The organism is Methylomagnum ishizawai, assembly GCF_019670005.1.
In the GTDB taxonomy this organism is placed as follows: Bacteria; Pseudomonadota; Gammaproteobacteria; order Methylococcales; family Methylococcaceae; genus Methylomagnum; species Methylomagnum ishizawai.
The window spans coordinates 2,990,345-3,003,893 of record NZ_AP019783.1; the positions used below are offsets into that span (position 1 = coordinate 2,990,345).

Genomic DNA, 13,549 nt, shown 5'->3' on the forward strand with positions numbered 1-13,549 from the left:
GCTGTGCGCTAATCGGAGCTACCGGGCTGAAATTGCGGGATTCCTTCCGGCCAGGGGTTGGTTGAACTTACAAGCCCCGCTCTGCGTAGCGGGCCTAACGGGTCATTCAAGTGGGACGTGGGGCAAGCAACATTTCTCCGAATCTATCGCGGAGCGCCGCGCCCCTTAGCTTTTTCGTTAGCCGTCTATACAAAAGGAAATTTCGATGTCAGAAAGAGTTAACCTTGGAAAGGCCGCGCCGGAGCTATATCAAGCAGTTATCAACCTTGATAAGCTGACCTCACAAGCTACTTTGTCTGCTGGGATAGACGACGGATTCTCACACCTCTTACGGCTTCGCGCATCACAGCTTAACCATTGCGCTTTTTGTATCCGGCTACATACCCGTGATGCGTTGAGCAGCGGCGAATCCAGTGACCGTATCAGTGTTCTGCCCGCATGGCGGGAAACTAGGTACTTTACGGAGAAGGAACGGGCTGCGCTGTCATTGGTAGAGGCAGTTACGCTGATCGCTGACGGGCAAGTACCAGAGTCCGTCTATGAGCAAGCAGCGGCCACACTTTCCAAGGAAGAAATTTCGGCTATTGAATGGCTTTCTATAGTCATCAATGCTTGGAACCGAATTGCCATCTCTAGTCGTTATCCTGTTGAGGCTTGACTAATGGCTAACAGGGCCGTAGGTGCGATTAGCGCAGCGTAATCGCACGGATTCCATGCCTCCGATTACGCTACGCTAATCGGAGCTACCGGGCTGTATTAGGGATCAATAGAAAAGCCCGGTAGGGTGGGCCGGTATTCCCGGCCCACCGCGATGCACGGGGGCGGTGGGCATGGGTACATGCCCATCTGGTTGGAACATCCGGTCCCGGATCAACACGCCGCGTTTGCGAGCGCTACTCCCTTCCCGCCCTAAGACCACCCACTTTTTGGCAGGCGGTAGATATGGCTGAGAATGTTCTTGACCTGCTGGGGTGTTTGGGGAGGGGCCTGGGCCAAGTGCCGATGGACGCGCTCGGCCCGCTGCTGGACCGTCATGGCATGGGGCAGGTGGTAGAGGGAGTTCTTCCTGACGAGGCGGATGAGGTATTCGGCCGGGTTGAACTTGGGGGAGTAGGCCGGGGTGTGGAGGAAGTCCACGGCGATGCCCTGGGCCAGGGGGATTTCCGCCAGCAACTCGGCCAGAGCGGCCTTCATGGAGTCGTTGTGGATGGAGCAGTTGTCGAGGATGCACAGGATCTGGCGGAAGCCCAGGCTGGCGTAGCGCAGGACGATCAGGGCGATGACGTGGACGGCGTTCCGGGTTTTGGCCTGGGGCTGGAAGTCCACGGTGGTCTTGCCGCTGTTCAGGTCCAGGGCCAGGAAGCCGTTCAGTTTCTCCCGCCGCTTCTCGTTGCTCGGCGGCCCCGGGGCGGTGTTCTTCTCCGCCCAGGCGTAGTGGGTGCAGGTCGTGGACAGCAGCGCGAACTCGTCGAGGGCTACGAGGGCGGTGCCGGGGTCGGCCTCGGCGGTTTTTTTTCGAGCGCCTCCACGAAGCCGGCCCGCTCGGCGGGCTGGGCGGGGCCGTAGTCGCGGTGGGCGCGCTGGTGGGAGAGGCCCAGTTCGTCGAAGATTTCGTAAAGCCGGTTGGCGCTCAGCGGCAGGCCCCACTTCTTAACGAGCAAACCCTGGACGTGGGCCGCCGTCCATTGGTAACTGTCGATGCCATAGTCCGCCGGCGTCTTGTGGAGCAGGATATAGCGCAGGACCTTGCGCCGCTGCGGGTTCAGGGCTTGCGGGCGGGGCCGCCTTTGCGGGGCCAGCAGGGCGTCGAAGCCACCATCCAGGTAGCTGTCCAGCCACTCCTCCAGCGTCTTGCGCTGGACTCCCTGGCTGCGGCAGACCCCGGCCATGCTCTCGCCGTCCCACAGGGCCTTCAAGGCCAGCAGCCTACGCCGTCGGCTTTGCTGCTGGTGGCGGTAGAACAGCGCCTGCCACCGTTCACGGTCCTGCGGGGCCAGCCGTTGGATGCGGATACAGCGGTTCATCGTGCCTTTCCCAGTCCAGTTCGATTGCCTATAAGCTTAGTCGTTCTTTAGACGGGAAGGGAGTAGGTGTGGTTAGGCGGCATTTTCGCCGGATAACACCAAGTTAGAGTTACCAATGCCATTTACACGCCGAGATGTTCATATCGCTGATGTTTTCAAAATTGTCGAAGCTGCAGAGGAAGACAATCTAAAAAAGCGATTTAAGCGCTTGCATATCTTGTCGTTCCCGAAATCGTGGGTAATAGATTTTGAAAATAATTCATTCCTCTTTCTCGTACCTAGCGAATCCCGTGAAGAATCTTGCCAAAACCATTATTTCTTGTATTACCTGAATCGATATTTTGAAATTCGTGCAACACACACGTTTGGTAACGAAATCTCTTTCCATAGGTTTCCCAAACAGTTTGAATCCAAAAGAAAAGAAGTACAGGCAGTATTCTCAGAAGCCATAAAAGTCCACGGAAGATTTGGATATGGGCCAAACGGATTTAATAACACTTTGGACACGATTTTGCGCCCCGACTCCCTTGATTATTTTGAACCTGTATATGTTAAAGATGACATTCAAGCCCCATCAATGTAATAGTTTTATACGCACGAACTCTAACCCGGCGCTCAAGCCGACCCGCTTCCGCTACGCTCCAGCGGTCGGCTTAGCTCTGCGTTAGGCTTGTCGTTGGCAGGGTTTAATTAGGGCCGTAGGCGCGATTAGCGCAGCGTAATCGCACGGTTTCAATGCCTCCGATTACGCTTCGCTAATCGAAGTAAAGTATTAGGCGGGTCCGTTCAATTCCTGGTTAAGCTTGAAAATAAGGACAATATATGAATGTATATTTTTCAGATTACTTTGGCATTGATCCACTGTTGCTGGAGGAGTATGGAGCGCTAAATATCTCACTGATTAACGATCTGCCATTATTTGTTGACCCGTTTCTTTTGTTTAATAGTGAAAAAGAGCAATATCGAAAGCTACATGATGACATTATAAATTATCTTCGCTTTCTACGAGAGATATCCTCATCAGACGGTGTGAGGCTTGGTCTGATAAAAAGCTGGTATCTTTTTCCAGAAATTAAACAAAATTGGCTCGGGTATAGCAAAGTTGGAAATGGTGGTAGTGGATTAGGTCATAAATTTGCAAATGCACTTAACGCCAATCTTAACTCAATATTTAATAATTTTGGAAAAGAAGAAGTAACGAAAGGGAGTCACTTAGAAAAGTTATGCCTAGTAAAGGAAGGGGTTGGTAGAGACAATATTAGCGACTTCACTATGAACCTTATCAAGGGCTTCTTATGTGAATATACTCAAGATTTTGCAAAGCAACATATCGGAAAAAGCGGCGCAAAAAAAGTCTCGGTTAGACATGTTTTATTTAATTATAAGACAAGAAGTTGGGAGCATGGAATATATTATTTGCCATACATAGACGGTGATTATGTTCTTTTAACACCAAAAGATATTCTTACCAAAGATGACACATGGATAAACAAGCACGACCTTATTGGCGACTTTGATGAAATAGCACACTCCCTTCCGAATGCAGAACTCAGAGCGCAAGTGAACGAATATTTTTTAAGACTATTGCCAGACAATGCAAAGAAGAAAGATATTGATCGGGCCGCAGCTAGGGTTTACTTGCAATATCCCGAGCTTATTGATCATTACATACGATATAAAGAGGATCATGGTAACGAAGCTGAGAAACTGAGTGCGTCAAAGGTTAAGGCAACAGAAAATTTATTTATAGAAGGCGTTGAAAAACTAATTAGAGAGTTAGGGCGATCCAGCGAATTTTTTGAAAAAAACTGGGACACTTTCGAGGAAGCCTATCAGAGAGTTGTATATTTAAAGCAAGTTATTGAGAAGAATGATGGCTATAGGTTTTTCTATGTTAAAGGAGAGCCAGTAAAGAGAGAATCTGACTTGCAGTTAATTTTTAGATTAACTTGGTTTGCAAGTCCATCAGATGTTAATAGTGAAGTAAATAATGGACGTGGCCCTGTAGATTATAAAATATCCAGGGGCGATAAGGATAAGACTCTTGTTGAGTTTAAACTTGCCAGCAACAGTAAACTAAAAGCAAATCTTGAAAATCAAGTTAAAGTATATGAACAAGCAAATAACACCAGGAAATCAATTAAAGTTATATTGTACTTTGATGATACGGAGCTAAATAAACTTTTAAGAACATTAAAAGAATTAAACTTAAATCCAGGCAAAGAATTAATTCTAATTGATGCCAGAAAAAGTAATAAGCCATCAGGTTCAAACGCATGAACCCAAGCATCACAATTAGCTTAAAAACGCTGTGCCGGTGAGACTTTTCTTAGGGCCGCAGGTGTGATTAACGAAGCACGGAGCTACGGGGCTATGACGAACACTGTAAGATTTCCGAAATTATGTAGCAGTTGCACAAAGCTTGGGCAATAATAAGGCGCAAGCCGGAAAGCTTGCGCTTGATGGGTAAGGCGAATAAAAAAAATGTCAGTTAAGGTTCGGCGGGGCAGTCATCAGACATAAATGGAAGTTGAAGGGTATCGCCTCGTCGCGGATGCGCTATATCCAACATCATTTTGAATTGATCCCAAGAACTAGAAACCCGCATTAGGGTAATAACTGCATGTAGATGTTGTGCTAACGCTGGATGCCCAACATCCTCGGTAAGCCATTGGTGGAATCTAGGCTTTCTTTTGCCGGATTCTGTTGGTGTTCGCTTTTGCAATTCTTCTAAAATACCAGGAGCTAATCTCGCATAAACGATATCTTTCGTGTAATGCGCTACGACTTGAGGAGGGTTAACTTTTCTTCCCCTCCATTCCCATTGCCTTAATTTAAAAATTTGCTCATAAAATTCATCCGGGAATCTCTTAGCCCAAGCAGCAAACTCTTTCCTCAGATATGCATCCAATATAGCTTGCAGCGCTTGTCTATCTCTTACTTCCTGATAGCCCGTCGCCTCATCAACTAGAGCGATGATTCCAACACGCGCAAATGCGCGTACAAGCATTTCAGCTTGAGCGCCAATATGTTCTTGCTGCTTTGATAATGCTCCACTTTTCCTCGCCTCCAAGACGGCATCGCATATATCCGCTAGCACCGTAGCTTCATAGCCAAACGCCAAGGCACCACGTGGGGTTCTGAACCTGATTGGGTTGGATGTCACCTCGATTAAATTGCTGTTTATAAAGGGTTCAAGCGTCTTTTGGGCCACAAAAGCCGCCAATCGATCACCGCCACTTTTTGTGCTGCCCTTAGAGATGCCAAGAGCCGGAAACATGCCGCGCTGGTTTAATACCCGCCTCCCGTCTTCAAGTACGTAACACGGGATTTCAACATTGCCGATTCTAAGTGGATGATCTGGTGATCCATGGGTTGCTTTTACCGCCTCTGCGTTACCACCCATGCCTTCGCCTCCCCATCGAGATTCAGCGGCTTTTTTTGCAATTTCCTTTCTTTTCTCGGGGCTTAAAACTTGTGCCCGAGCCACCCCGCCCCTTGCCCTGCCTTTACGCTCTTCACTCATTGCAAGCACTCCAGTTTGTCTATACTTGCATCATGGCCCCTGATTCGCAAAAATGCAAGCAAGAATTTTTTATATGCTTGCATTAAACGGATTTAATTAAATCTTACATCCTGCGTTCCAATCGCCTGGATGCATTGCAAGAAGAAGCTGAAGGTGAACGATCCGCAATTGATCTTGGTGTTGATGCTGTTGTAAGTCTCTTCCACGCTCATGTCGTTGAATTTGGTAGGGTGGGCGGTGGCATTCCCAGTCCACCATGATGTTTGCAGGGCGGTGGGCATGGGTACATGCCCACCCTACGGGGCTACGCGGCTTAGATTTGCTCATCAAAAAGGCTTGTTTGCGGCTCAAGGCTGTCGATCAAGCGCCGCGCCCGCCGCCCCAGTTTGCGGACCTTACGCCGCAATACCTCTTCATCCGGCCAATGTTTCACCATGGCCCGCTCGATTTCCTCGGGGCCATGCCGGGCCGCATCGGTAGCGGCCAGGGTTTCCGCTAGGCGTTGGTGTAGGGTTCGGGGCAACATAGCTATTTCCCCCCATTCACGATTTCATAAACCCGGCTCTTGGAAAGATGATACTTTTCCATCAATTCCTTGAGATTGCTTCCATTGAATTCCCGCCGTATCGCCTCGTCCCTCGATTCCAAGGACGGGGCCGGGATATAGACCCGGCCCGCCCCGTGGTCCCGGTATAGGAAATCCAAAATCCCACAGGCCAGGTCTTCCGCGAATTTCTCGCTCAGGAACGGCGCGGTCTGCCGGATATACTGGGAGATTTTCCAGCGCAAGGACAACGCCGCGTCTTGTTGGGTACTCATGCTACAAACTCCAATCGGCGGAACCGAAACCATGATCGATACGCGGGGCCACGGGCCGGGCCGGTTTGGCCGGGACCGGGGCGGGGATGGAAACCGGCACGGACGGGGCCGGACCCGGCGCGGCGGGTTCGGTGGGCGGTTCGTCGGCCCATTCCATCAAGTCCGGCTGGGCAAGGCGGCGCTCGTATTCCTGCCAAAAGCGGTCGATGCTGCGGTAGCCTTCGACCAGCATTTCAAAACCCCACAACGCGCCCACGGTGCAATCCAACACCTCGTTACGGGTATGTGAATTGGGTTTCTCCCACTTATCGCCCCCCGATTTGGTTTTAACCCGCTGTTCCGATGTCAATTGCTCGTAGAACTGCGGCGGCAAATCCTTGGAAAAATGCACGTAGCCGGGGCCGGGGTCGGCGACTTGCAACCGCCCGTAAATGGTGTCCTTCGCCGCGTCGGTGCCGATCCAATAGAGTTTGCAGCCGTTGGGGATGGGCTTGCCGGTATGCTGTTTCACGTCCGGGCGCGTCATGCGCGACTTGATGGGCTGGCCTTCCTTGGTTTCGCCCTTGGTGGCGTAGATCCGCCGCCGCTCCCGGCCCCGGCAAAACCGATAGGCTTGGTGGGTCGCGTAGCCCGTGTCCACGCCGCAAATCTCTATCCCCAGGGTTCCCCCACGGGCGTGCTTGTAGCGCCGCCCCAGGGCCGTTTCCAGGGCGTTCCAATCGCCATCGATAAACGGGTTGATGTTGTCGATGACCCGGTAATCGACCACCCACATTTCCTCCCCAGGGCCGATGCCCCAGACCACCAGTTCAAAGCGGTCCCCCTGCACGTCGGTGAAGCCCACCAGCACCAGGGCATCACGGGGCACGGTGCGGAGCGGGTACGGCTCGGCGCGGGCGATGAGCGCCGCCGCGTCGCCTTGCTCGACCTCTTCCTCCCAGCACTCGCCCGCCGTGGTGTTCCAAAAGGTCTTCAACAGCGTGCTGTCGCCCGCCGCCGCCTTGAGGCGGGCCGCGATGAATTCCGCCGCGATGGACGCCCACGATTTCTGTGGGCTGTAGGCGGACCAACCGTGGAAGGCGATGTGGGCCGCTTTGGGCACCACAGCGCCCGCCGCGTCCCGGAACAGCAGTTCCCCGCCAGGATTGATGTCGATCCAGGTGCCGGTGGCCGGATTGAGCCAGCGCCCGCGCTTGAGGTAGTCCGGGTGGTCGGCGATGGCGAGGTATTGGGCCTGGGTGTAGAGGCAACCGCCCTGCGGGCAGGCATAGCGCACGGTGGCGGGGTCGTCGTCGTCCCAGTGGAAACCGCGGGCGTGCTTCTCGGCCACGGTCGCGCCGAATTCGAGGGCGTGTTCCCGGCCACACTCGGGGCAGGGGATGTGATAGACGAACACCTCTTGGGCCATGTTCACCCGTTCGTCGATTTGGCAGGAACCGGGGCCGCTGGTTTTGATCCGGGGCGTGCTGCCCGCCACCATCTTGCCGTAGGGGCTGCCCTCGATCCGCTTCAGCCCCAGGTTGAACGCCCTGCCCTCCCCTTCCACATCGGACGGGAACGCGGCCAATTCGTCGAACCAACCCGCCCCGATGGTGATCCGGCGGTATTCCTTCGCGGAAGTGCCGCCCTTGTTGTAGATCACGCCCGTGAGCAGGCGCTTCATGTCCTGGGTGTTGTTCGCCGACTTCCTCAGTGAGTTGGGGAAGATTTTTTGGATGCGCTTCACGTCGCGCAAGGCCGGGTCCAGTTCCGTCTTGACGAATTCGATCTTGTCCGCGTCCGTGGGTTGCCAAACGGCCTGGTTCCGCTTTTTGTGTTCGGCGAAATACAGCAACCCGCACAGCATGATTTTGGTGTAGCCCCAGCGGGTGGACTTCTTCACGTCTACTTCCCGGATATCGTCGTCGCCGATGCAGTCCATGACCGCGATTTGGTAGGGCCAAGGTTCCCAGCCGCCTTCCCCATGGGAGGATTCCCGGCTGAGGTAGAAATGGGCGCGGCTCCACTCGCTCATCCGCATGGGGGGATCGACCCGGAGGGGTTCCAAGCCCGCGTCCACCGCCGCCAGCAAGCGGGCGGCGGCGCGGGCGCGGGGGTCATACCGTTTGTTTGCCATCGTCGAACTCATCGATGTAATCGACCAAGCGGGCGGCTTCGTTGGCGATGGCGTCCCGGCCCACGCTCGTGAGCAGGTTGCGGGCCTTCGCCAGCTGGTCGCGCACGAGGTTGAGCTGGTCGGCGCTGATTTCCGGCCACGCCCGTTTCAGCAGCATGGGGACGGCCTCGAATTCGGTCGCCATCTGCCCCGTAACCCGCGAGAGCGCCAGGGCGAGATTGTCTATCGGTGCCCACTCGCCCAGGGCTTGCATGTTGCGGATTTTCTGGCCCAGGCGCTGTTCGCGGGCCAGCCCGGCCCGCTCTTCCGCAAGGCTGGCATTGCGGCCCGCCGCCATTTCGCGCATGTGGGCGCAGTAGGCGCGGAGCATGTCGCCCGCGCTGGCGTCGGGGTCGATGATGCCGTCCTTGCACAGGCGGGAGACGCGGGCCTCGGATACGTCGATCAGGGCCGCGAAATCGCGCTGTTTGATGGGTTTTTCCAGTTCTATCAGCAACTTAACCCCCCATGGGACGAGTGAAAACTAGAGAAAAGCCCGCGGGTCCGCCTCGCAAGGCTCCTGAATGCCAGAGGTACCTACCGCCGCCCCCGGCCCCTTGCGTCCCTGCCGCCCCCATGCCCGGCCCACCGGCCCGGCCCGGTGCGTTGCCGACTACCCGGCCAATCCCTCGAACCCGCTTTCCCCGATCCTGTCCTACCTTGTCCATCGTCTATCCTCGAAAATCAGTTGTAAGCTATTGAATGTCCAAGATTTCCAACCTGTCCAAGATATTTTCTTGCAGAGCTATAGGCCGTTGCCCTTACCTCGTACCCCTATGCACAGCCCGCCCGCGTGTGCGCGTGGAATTACCTTGGACGACTTGGAAATCTTGGACATTCAATGGCTTACAGCCGTAAATTTCCCCGCCGACCCGGCCATGCCTGGACAATCACCCATCATCGTCCCATTCGCCGGGCGGGATGCCCCAAAGCGAACCGAACGCCGCCCGTGCCAAGTTCAACCGTGGGAATATATATTCCCACGGCCTTCCCTCAGAGCTTGCCTTCTTCTTTCCCACCCCCCATTTCTTTAACGCCTTGCCGAAAGTGCCTTCGTCGATTTGCTTATGGTGGGGGATGTTCCTAAACTTGCAATAGTATTCATATTGGCTTCGGACATTATAAGTCCTGGCCGTATTCGCCCAATAAGGCGGTTCTTTTTCGCTTTCCGGGAACATCCAGCCCCGGCATAAACAAGCGTAATACCACTGCACCATACTATCGGCGCTCTTGATCTTCAAATCCCACCCCGCTTCCCGCAGCTTCATCGGGATTTTGCGCGGATGGAAGCCGGTTATATCCACATCATAAAGCAAATAATAAAACAGGGATTCCAGTCCACCGCCTTGCAAGTCGCCCTTGATCCTGCCGAAATATTCATGGTCTTCCTTGTGCGCTTCCGACACATCCAACACGACAAACCGCGCATCGTCCATATCCCTCGGCACTGGAAAACTATTATTGGTGGCGATGACCACCCGCTTATAGTTCCGCACCATCGCCGCGTTCTCGCGCTTGGCTTCCATCAATGCGTTGGGGTCGGTAATCATCGCCTTTAACGCGCCTTCGTGGGCCTTATCTCCACCCCAGGTCGCTTCGTTCGCGAAGACCAGCAAGGCATTCGCCAAGTGCCCCGAAAACTGCCCGGTCAAGTGGGCGGTATTGGTCAACTCGATATAATGGGCCAAGCCCACGATTTGCCCCAGCGCTTCCGCGAACGTCCCCTTGCCCGTGCGCTGGCCGGAGCGCAGCAACAAAGCCGCGCCCGGCAAATCGGCGGGATATTGGACTAGATGCGCCATCCAGCCCAGGATATAGCCGTAGGCTTCTTCATCGCCCGCGCAAATCACATCGCGGACCATATCCAAATAGCTTTGATGCAAATAGCCGGGGCGCGGCTCCAATCCCCACCCGCGCCACAGGTTGAAAGTGCCGGGTGGCATTTCGGAATCCAATAGCCCAGGCGTAAACACCACATGGCTATACTCGCGGCGGGTCGGATGTTTAAGCCATGCTTCTGCCCAAGATACGTCATCCCCATCCACCCGAATTATCCGGTTCTCATACCTCAACAGGAAATCGTTCCGGGCCGAGAAAGTCACCTCTTGCCGTTTCGATTCTGGATTATCGACCACTGACATAATGCGGGTCTTTCCCTGCATATGTACTATGGCATGATATTTATTAAGCTCTGAGATATAAGGCGGGATAGTATCATCGTGGTTATCCCCGCCACCGGAATCCCCCGACTCGGCACTCTTACGTAAAACCTCCCAACCGACTCCAGCCCTTTTCCCCGCCTGTTTGAATAGGGATACTTTTATCGCCTCTGGCAAACTCGATTCCGCTATATCTTTGCCAATTTGATGTACCAGAATATCAATATCATCGGTTGTAACTATCCGCGCCTCAAAGGCTAGGCGGGCCTCTCTTTTCTGGGAAAAATCGATAACCTTGGGCCGGGACTCGGGAGGCGGCGCGGGAATGGCGGCGGGGATCGGCGGGACCGGCCTGGGTTCGCCGTCCACCGCCCGCCGCAACTGGCGGGCCACGGCGTCCAGCCCGGCGACTTGGTGCAGATCGTTGAAGTCCGTGGGCGGCTTACTGTGCCCGCGTACCCAGTCCATGGTTTGCTCATCGGTGAACGCGGGCACGGCCAGCGCCGCGCCCACCGCTTCCGCCGCCTGCCGGGCATATTCCAGCCCGCCGCCGATGTCCCCCACAATCACAATGCGGGCGGCGGGGCACCGCGCCCGCAGGATTCGGGCGATATTGGGTAGGTTGCTGGCCGAAAGCGCCGCGAAAACCGACCATTGCACCGCTTCCCGGCATGAAAGGACCGTCGCCACGCCTTCCCCGATAGCCAGGGTCAAGCCGCCGCCGTCGCCCTCGGGCAGGGTTTGCGCGGCCCAAAAGCCGCCCGCTTTCGGCCCGCCCGCGATGGCGGTTTTCCGGCCCTGGCCGTCGATCAATTCCACCGTGGACAGCTTGCCATCGACCTTGACCGGCACCACCAACACCAGCCCGGCCAGCGCTTCCCCGTCGCTCTTGGGCGGATAGCCCAGGATCGAAGCGGCCTGTTCCACGGGGATTTCACGGAGGGCTTCCACGGGCTTGGCGCGTTTGCGCCCGAGATAGGGATGCTCGGGCCGCGCCGGGCGGGCCGCTTTCCACAGCGCCGCCGCCTTGGTCGCCGCCGTTTGCGCGGCTTCCGCCTGCTGTTTCGCCGCCTGTTCGGCCCGCGCCTTGCGCCTCTGTTCGCGCTCCTGGCGCTCCGCTTCGGTTTCGGGCCGCGCTTCGCTGTCCGGCTTCCATCCGCCGTCCAAGGCCATCCGCCAAAGGGTGGCGATGGTGACTTTCCCGCCCGGCTTGGCCGATTTCCAGGCGTCCCGGAACGCGGCCTTATCGTAGCTGTCGCCCTCCTGGCTCCATTCGTCGGCGATGTCCCGGCCATCCTCCCCCAGGGCGTCCTTGATCGCGGCCAGGATGCGGAACCATGAGCGATGGTCGCAGCTGGGGGAGACATAACGCAGGGCCGACCACACGTTATGCCGGGTCGGTGGGATTTCCTGTTTCTGCGGCCCCGGCATCATGCCCGCCCCGCTTGCTGTTGCGGATGCAATTCCCGCCAGCGCAGCCGCGCCCACGCTTCCTTATAGCCGCACGCCTTCCCGACTTGCTCCAATTCCTCGAAGGTTTTACATGCCTTTTCGGCTTGCTCCCGCCAGCGCGTCAGCGCCTTGCGCCGTTCGGGTGTGAGTTCCAATAACTCGCCTTCCGCCGCCCCATACAGGTCTTCCACCTGCAAGGCTTCCACCGCGGGGTTATCGACCTTGCGGAGTTCCCGGCCACAATGGGGGCATTCGGCCAAGCGCACCGCCACCAGGGCTTTGCAGCCAAAGCAGGGTTTCAGGTCGCTCCCGGCCCGTGCGGGCTTCTCCATGCCGTCCAGTGTCCATGTCACCGGCTCGGTGGGTAGCCCGTGCTTAATCATGTTCCCGGCATGGTCCAAGATGATGGCCCGGTCCTTGCCGGGGCAAACCCGCAAGGCGCGGCCCGCCTGCTGCATCGCCAGGGAAAAACTCATCGTGGGGCGTAGCATGATCGCCGCCACCACGGAGGGAATGTCGGTGCCTTCCGATACCACATTGACCGACACCAGCACATGCAATGCCCCGGTGCCCAGGTCGGCTATCATCCGCTTGCGGAGGCCGTCCGGCGTGGTACCCATCAACACCGCCGCCTGATAGCCCGCCGCCGAAAACTGCGCCGCCACATGGTCCGCGTGCTTGGCGTCCACGCAAAAGGCGATGGCCGGTGCCCTTGGACAGCGGGCGGTATAGTGGGCCACGGCATCCCCCGTGATGCCCAGGGCACCGACCCGCGCCGCCAAATCCGCCGCGACATAATCCCCGCCCCGGCGCTTGACGCCTTCCAAGTCGGGCAAGCGTTCCGGGCTGTAGACCACGGGCGGGCACAGCCGCCCGCGCCGGATCAATTCGGACACGGACGGCCCCACGATGATCGAATCGAAAAATCCATCGGCGTCCTTGCCCAGTCCCTTACCGTCCAGACGACACGGGGTCGCGGATACCCCCAGCAATATCGCGCCCTCGTTGTGTTCCAACACCTTGCCCCAGGTGCTGTCGCGGGTGGCATGGTGGGCCTCGTCGATAATCACCAGGGGGCGGCGGTAGCGGCCCGCCTTGTCCAGCTTGCAGCGGCGGGCCAGCGTTTGCACCATCGCCACCTGTACCGGGTGGTCGGTCGGGGCCGAATCCGGGGCCACCACCCCATGCGGCACATCCCAGCGTTCAAGGGCCGCGGATATTTGGCTCACCAATTCCTTGCGGTGGGCCAGCAACAACGCCCCCCCCTTCGCCGCCGCGCCCTTGGCGATGAAGGTAAACACCACGGTTTTCCCGCCGCCCGTGGGCAACACCAAGAGCGGTGCCCGCGCCCCGCTTTTCAAGGTGGCGCGGATATTCCCCACCGCCTGCTGTTGATAATCGAAGAGTTCCATGG

The 13,549-nt window shown here is 56.5% G+C and carries 13 protein-coding genes; 3 read left to right on the top strand and 10 right to left on the bottom strand.

Going from position 1 to position 13,549, the window contains the following annotated elements; genetic code table 11:
- The first annotated feature begins 205 nt into the window (after window positions 1-205).
- The gene (locus tag K5658_RS13585) at window positions 206-658 is read left to right on the top strand and encodes a carboxymuconolactone decarboxylase family protein (protein WP_221063666.1); all 453 of its coding nucleotides are present in this window, start codon (window positions 206-208) and stop codon (window positions 656-658) included.
- Window positions 659-909: 251 nt separating this feature from the next.
- Here the strand turns inward: K5658_RS13585 and K5658_RS13590 are convergent, their stop codons facing one another.
- The gene (locus tag K5658_RS13590) at window positions 910-1,458 is read right to left on the bottom strand and encodes a transposase (protein WP_246628648.1); all 549 of its coding nucleotides are present in this window, start codon (window positions 1,456-1,458) and stop codon (window positions 910-912) included.
- Window positions 1,459-1,475: 17 nt separating this feature from the next.
- On the bottom strand, window positions 1,476-2,024 hold the full coding sequence (locus K5658_RS13595) for a helix-turn-helix domain-containing protein (protein WP_221063667.1): 549 nt from the start codon (window positions 2,022-2,024) through the stop codon (window positions 1,476-1,478).
- 115 nt (window positions 2,025-2,139) lie between these two features.
- Here K5658_RS13595 and K5658_RS13600 point away from each other — a divergent pair, with 115 nt between their 5' ends.
- A complete protein-coding gene (locus K5658_RS13600; protein ID WP_221063668.1) occupies window positions 2,140-2,607 on the top strand; it encodes a hypothetical protein in 468 nt (155 codons plus the stop codon).
- A 239-nt stretch (window positions 2,608-2,846) separates the two neighbouring features.
- Window positions 2,847-4,304, top strand: a complete 1,458-nt coding sequence (locus tag K5658_RS13605) for a hypothetical protein (RefSeq protein ID WP_221063669.1) — start codon at window positions 2,847-2,849, stop codon at window positions 4,302-4,304.
- Between the two features lie 211 nt (window positions 4,305-4,515).
- Here the strand turns inward: K5658_RS13605 and K5658_RS13610 are convergent, their stop codons facing one another.
- The 8 genes from K5658_RS13610 to K5658_RS13645 form a co-directional block, all read right to left on the bottom strand.
- Window positions 4,516-5,550, bottom strand: coding sequence for a P63C domain-containing protein (locus K5658_RS13610; protein WP_221063670.1), 1,035 nt, complete (start codon window positions 5,548-5,550; stop codon window positions 4,516-4,518).
- 92 nt (window positions 5,551-5,642) lie between these two features.
- Window positions 5,643-5,831 (bottom strand): DUF6471 domain-containing protein, encoded by a 189-nt coding sequence (locus K5658_RS13615; RefSeq protein WP_221063671.1) that lies wholly within the window; start codon window positions 5,829-5,831, stop codon window positions 5,643-5,645.
- Between the two features lie 32 nt (window positions 5,832-5,863).
- Window positions 5,864-6,076, bottom strand: a complete 213-nt coding sequence (locus K5658_RS13620) for a hypothetical protein (protein ID WP_221063672.1) — start codon at window positions 6,074-6,076, stop codon at window positions 5,864-5,866.
- A 2-nt stretch (window positions 6,077-6,078) separates the two neighbouring features.
- A complete protein-coding gene (locus tag K5658_RS13625; RefSeq protein WP_221063673.1) occupies window positions 6,079-6,369 on the bottom strand; it encodes a Mor transcription activator family protein in 291 nt (96 codons plus the stop codon).
- Between the two features lies 1 nt (window position 6,370).
- The gene (locus K5658_RS13630; protein WP_221063674.1) at window positions 6,371-8,485 is read right to left on the bottom strand and encodes a phage terminase large subunit family protein; all 2,115 of its coding nucleotides are present in this window, start codon (window positions 8,483-8,485) and stop codon (window positions 6,371-6,373) included.
- Entirely contained in the window at window positions 8,466-8,981 is a 516-nt protein-coding gene (locus tag K5658_RS13635) for a terminase small subunit (protein WP_221063675.1), read from the bottom strand. Before K5658_RS13635 ends, K5658_RS13630 begins: the two co-directional genes overlap by 20 nt.
- 433 nt (window positions 8,982-9,414) lie before the next feature.
- Window positions 9,415-12,117, bottom strand: a complete 2,703-nt coding sequence (locus K5658_RS13640) for a DUF5906 domain-containing protein (RefSeq protein ID WP_221063676.1) — start codon at window positions 12,115-12,117, stop codon at window positions 9,415-9,417.
- Entirely contained in the window at window positions 12,114-13,547 is a 1,434-nt protein-coding gene (locus K5658_RS13645; RefSeq protein WP_221063677.1) for a DEAD/DEAH box helicase, read from the bottom strand. The genes K5658_RS13640 and K5658_RS13645 overlap by 4 nt, the downstream gene beginning before the upstream one ends.
- Between the last annotated feature and the right edge of the window lie 2 nt (window positions 13,548-13,549).

Coding starts and splice junctions, on each gene's coding strand:
- K5658_RS13600 (WP_221063668.1), top strand. CDS start 2,140: ATGCCATTTACACGCCGAGATGTTCATATCGCTGATGTTTTCAAAATT.
- K5658_RS13645 (WP_221063677.1), bottom strand. CDS start 13,547: ATGGAACTCTTCGATTATCAACAGCAGGCGGTGGGGAATATCCGCGCC.
- K5658_RS13605 (WP_221063669.1), top strand. CDS start 2,847: ATGAATGTATATTTTTCAGATTACTTTGGCATTGATCCACTGTTGCTG.
- K5658_RS13620 (WP_221063672.1), bottom strand. CDS start 6,076: ATGTTGCCCCGAACCCTACACCAACGCCTAGCGGAAACCCTGGCCGCT.
- K5658_RS13615 (WP_221063671.1), bottom strand. CDS start 5,831: ATGCCCACCGCCCTGCAAACATCATGGTGGACTGGGAATGCCACCGCC.
- K5658_RS13595 (WP_221063667.1), bottom strand. CDS start 2,024: ATGAACCGCTGTATCCGCATCCAACGGCTGGCCCCGCAGGACCGTGAA.
- K5658_RS13640 (WP_221063676.1), bottom strand. CDS start 12,117: ATGATGCCGGGGCCGCAGAAACAGGAAATCCCACCGACCCGGCATAAC.
- K5658_RS13630 (WP_221063674.1), bottom strand. CDS start 8,485: ATGGCAAACAAACGGTATGACCCCCGCGCCCGCGCCGCCGCCCGCTTG.
- K5658_RS13585 (WP_221063666.1), top strand. CDS start 206: ATGTCAGAAAGAGTTAACCTTGGAAAGGCCGCGCCGGAGCTATATCAA.
- K5658_RS13610 (WP_221063670.1), bottom strand. CDS start 5,550: ATGAGTGAAGAGCGTAAAGGCAGGGCAAGGGGCGGGGTGGCTCGGGCA.
- K5658_RS13625 (WP_221063673.1), bottom strand. CDS start 6,369: ATGAGTACCCAACAAGACGCGGCGTTGTCCTTGCGCTGGAAAATCTCC.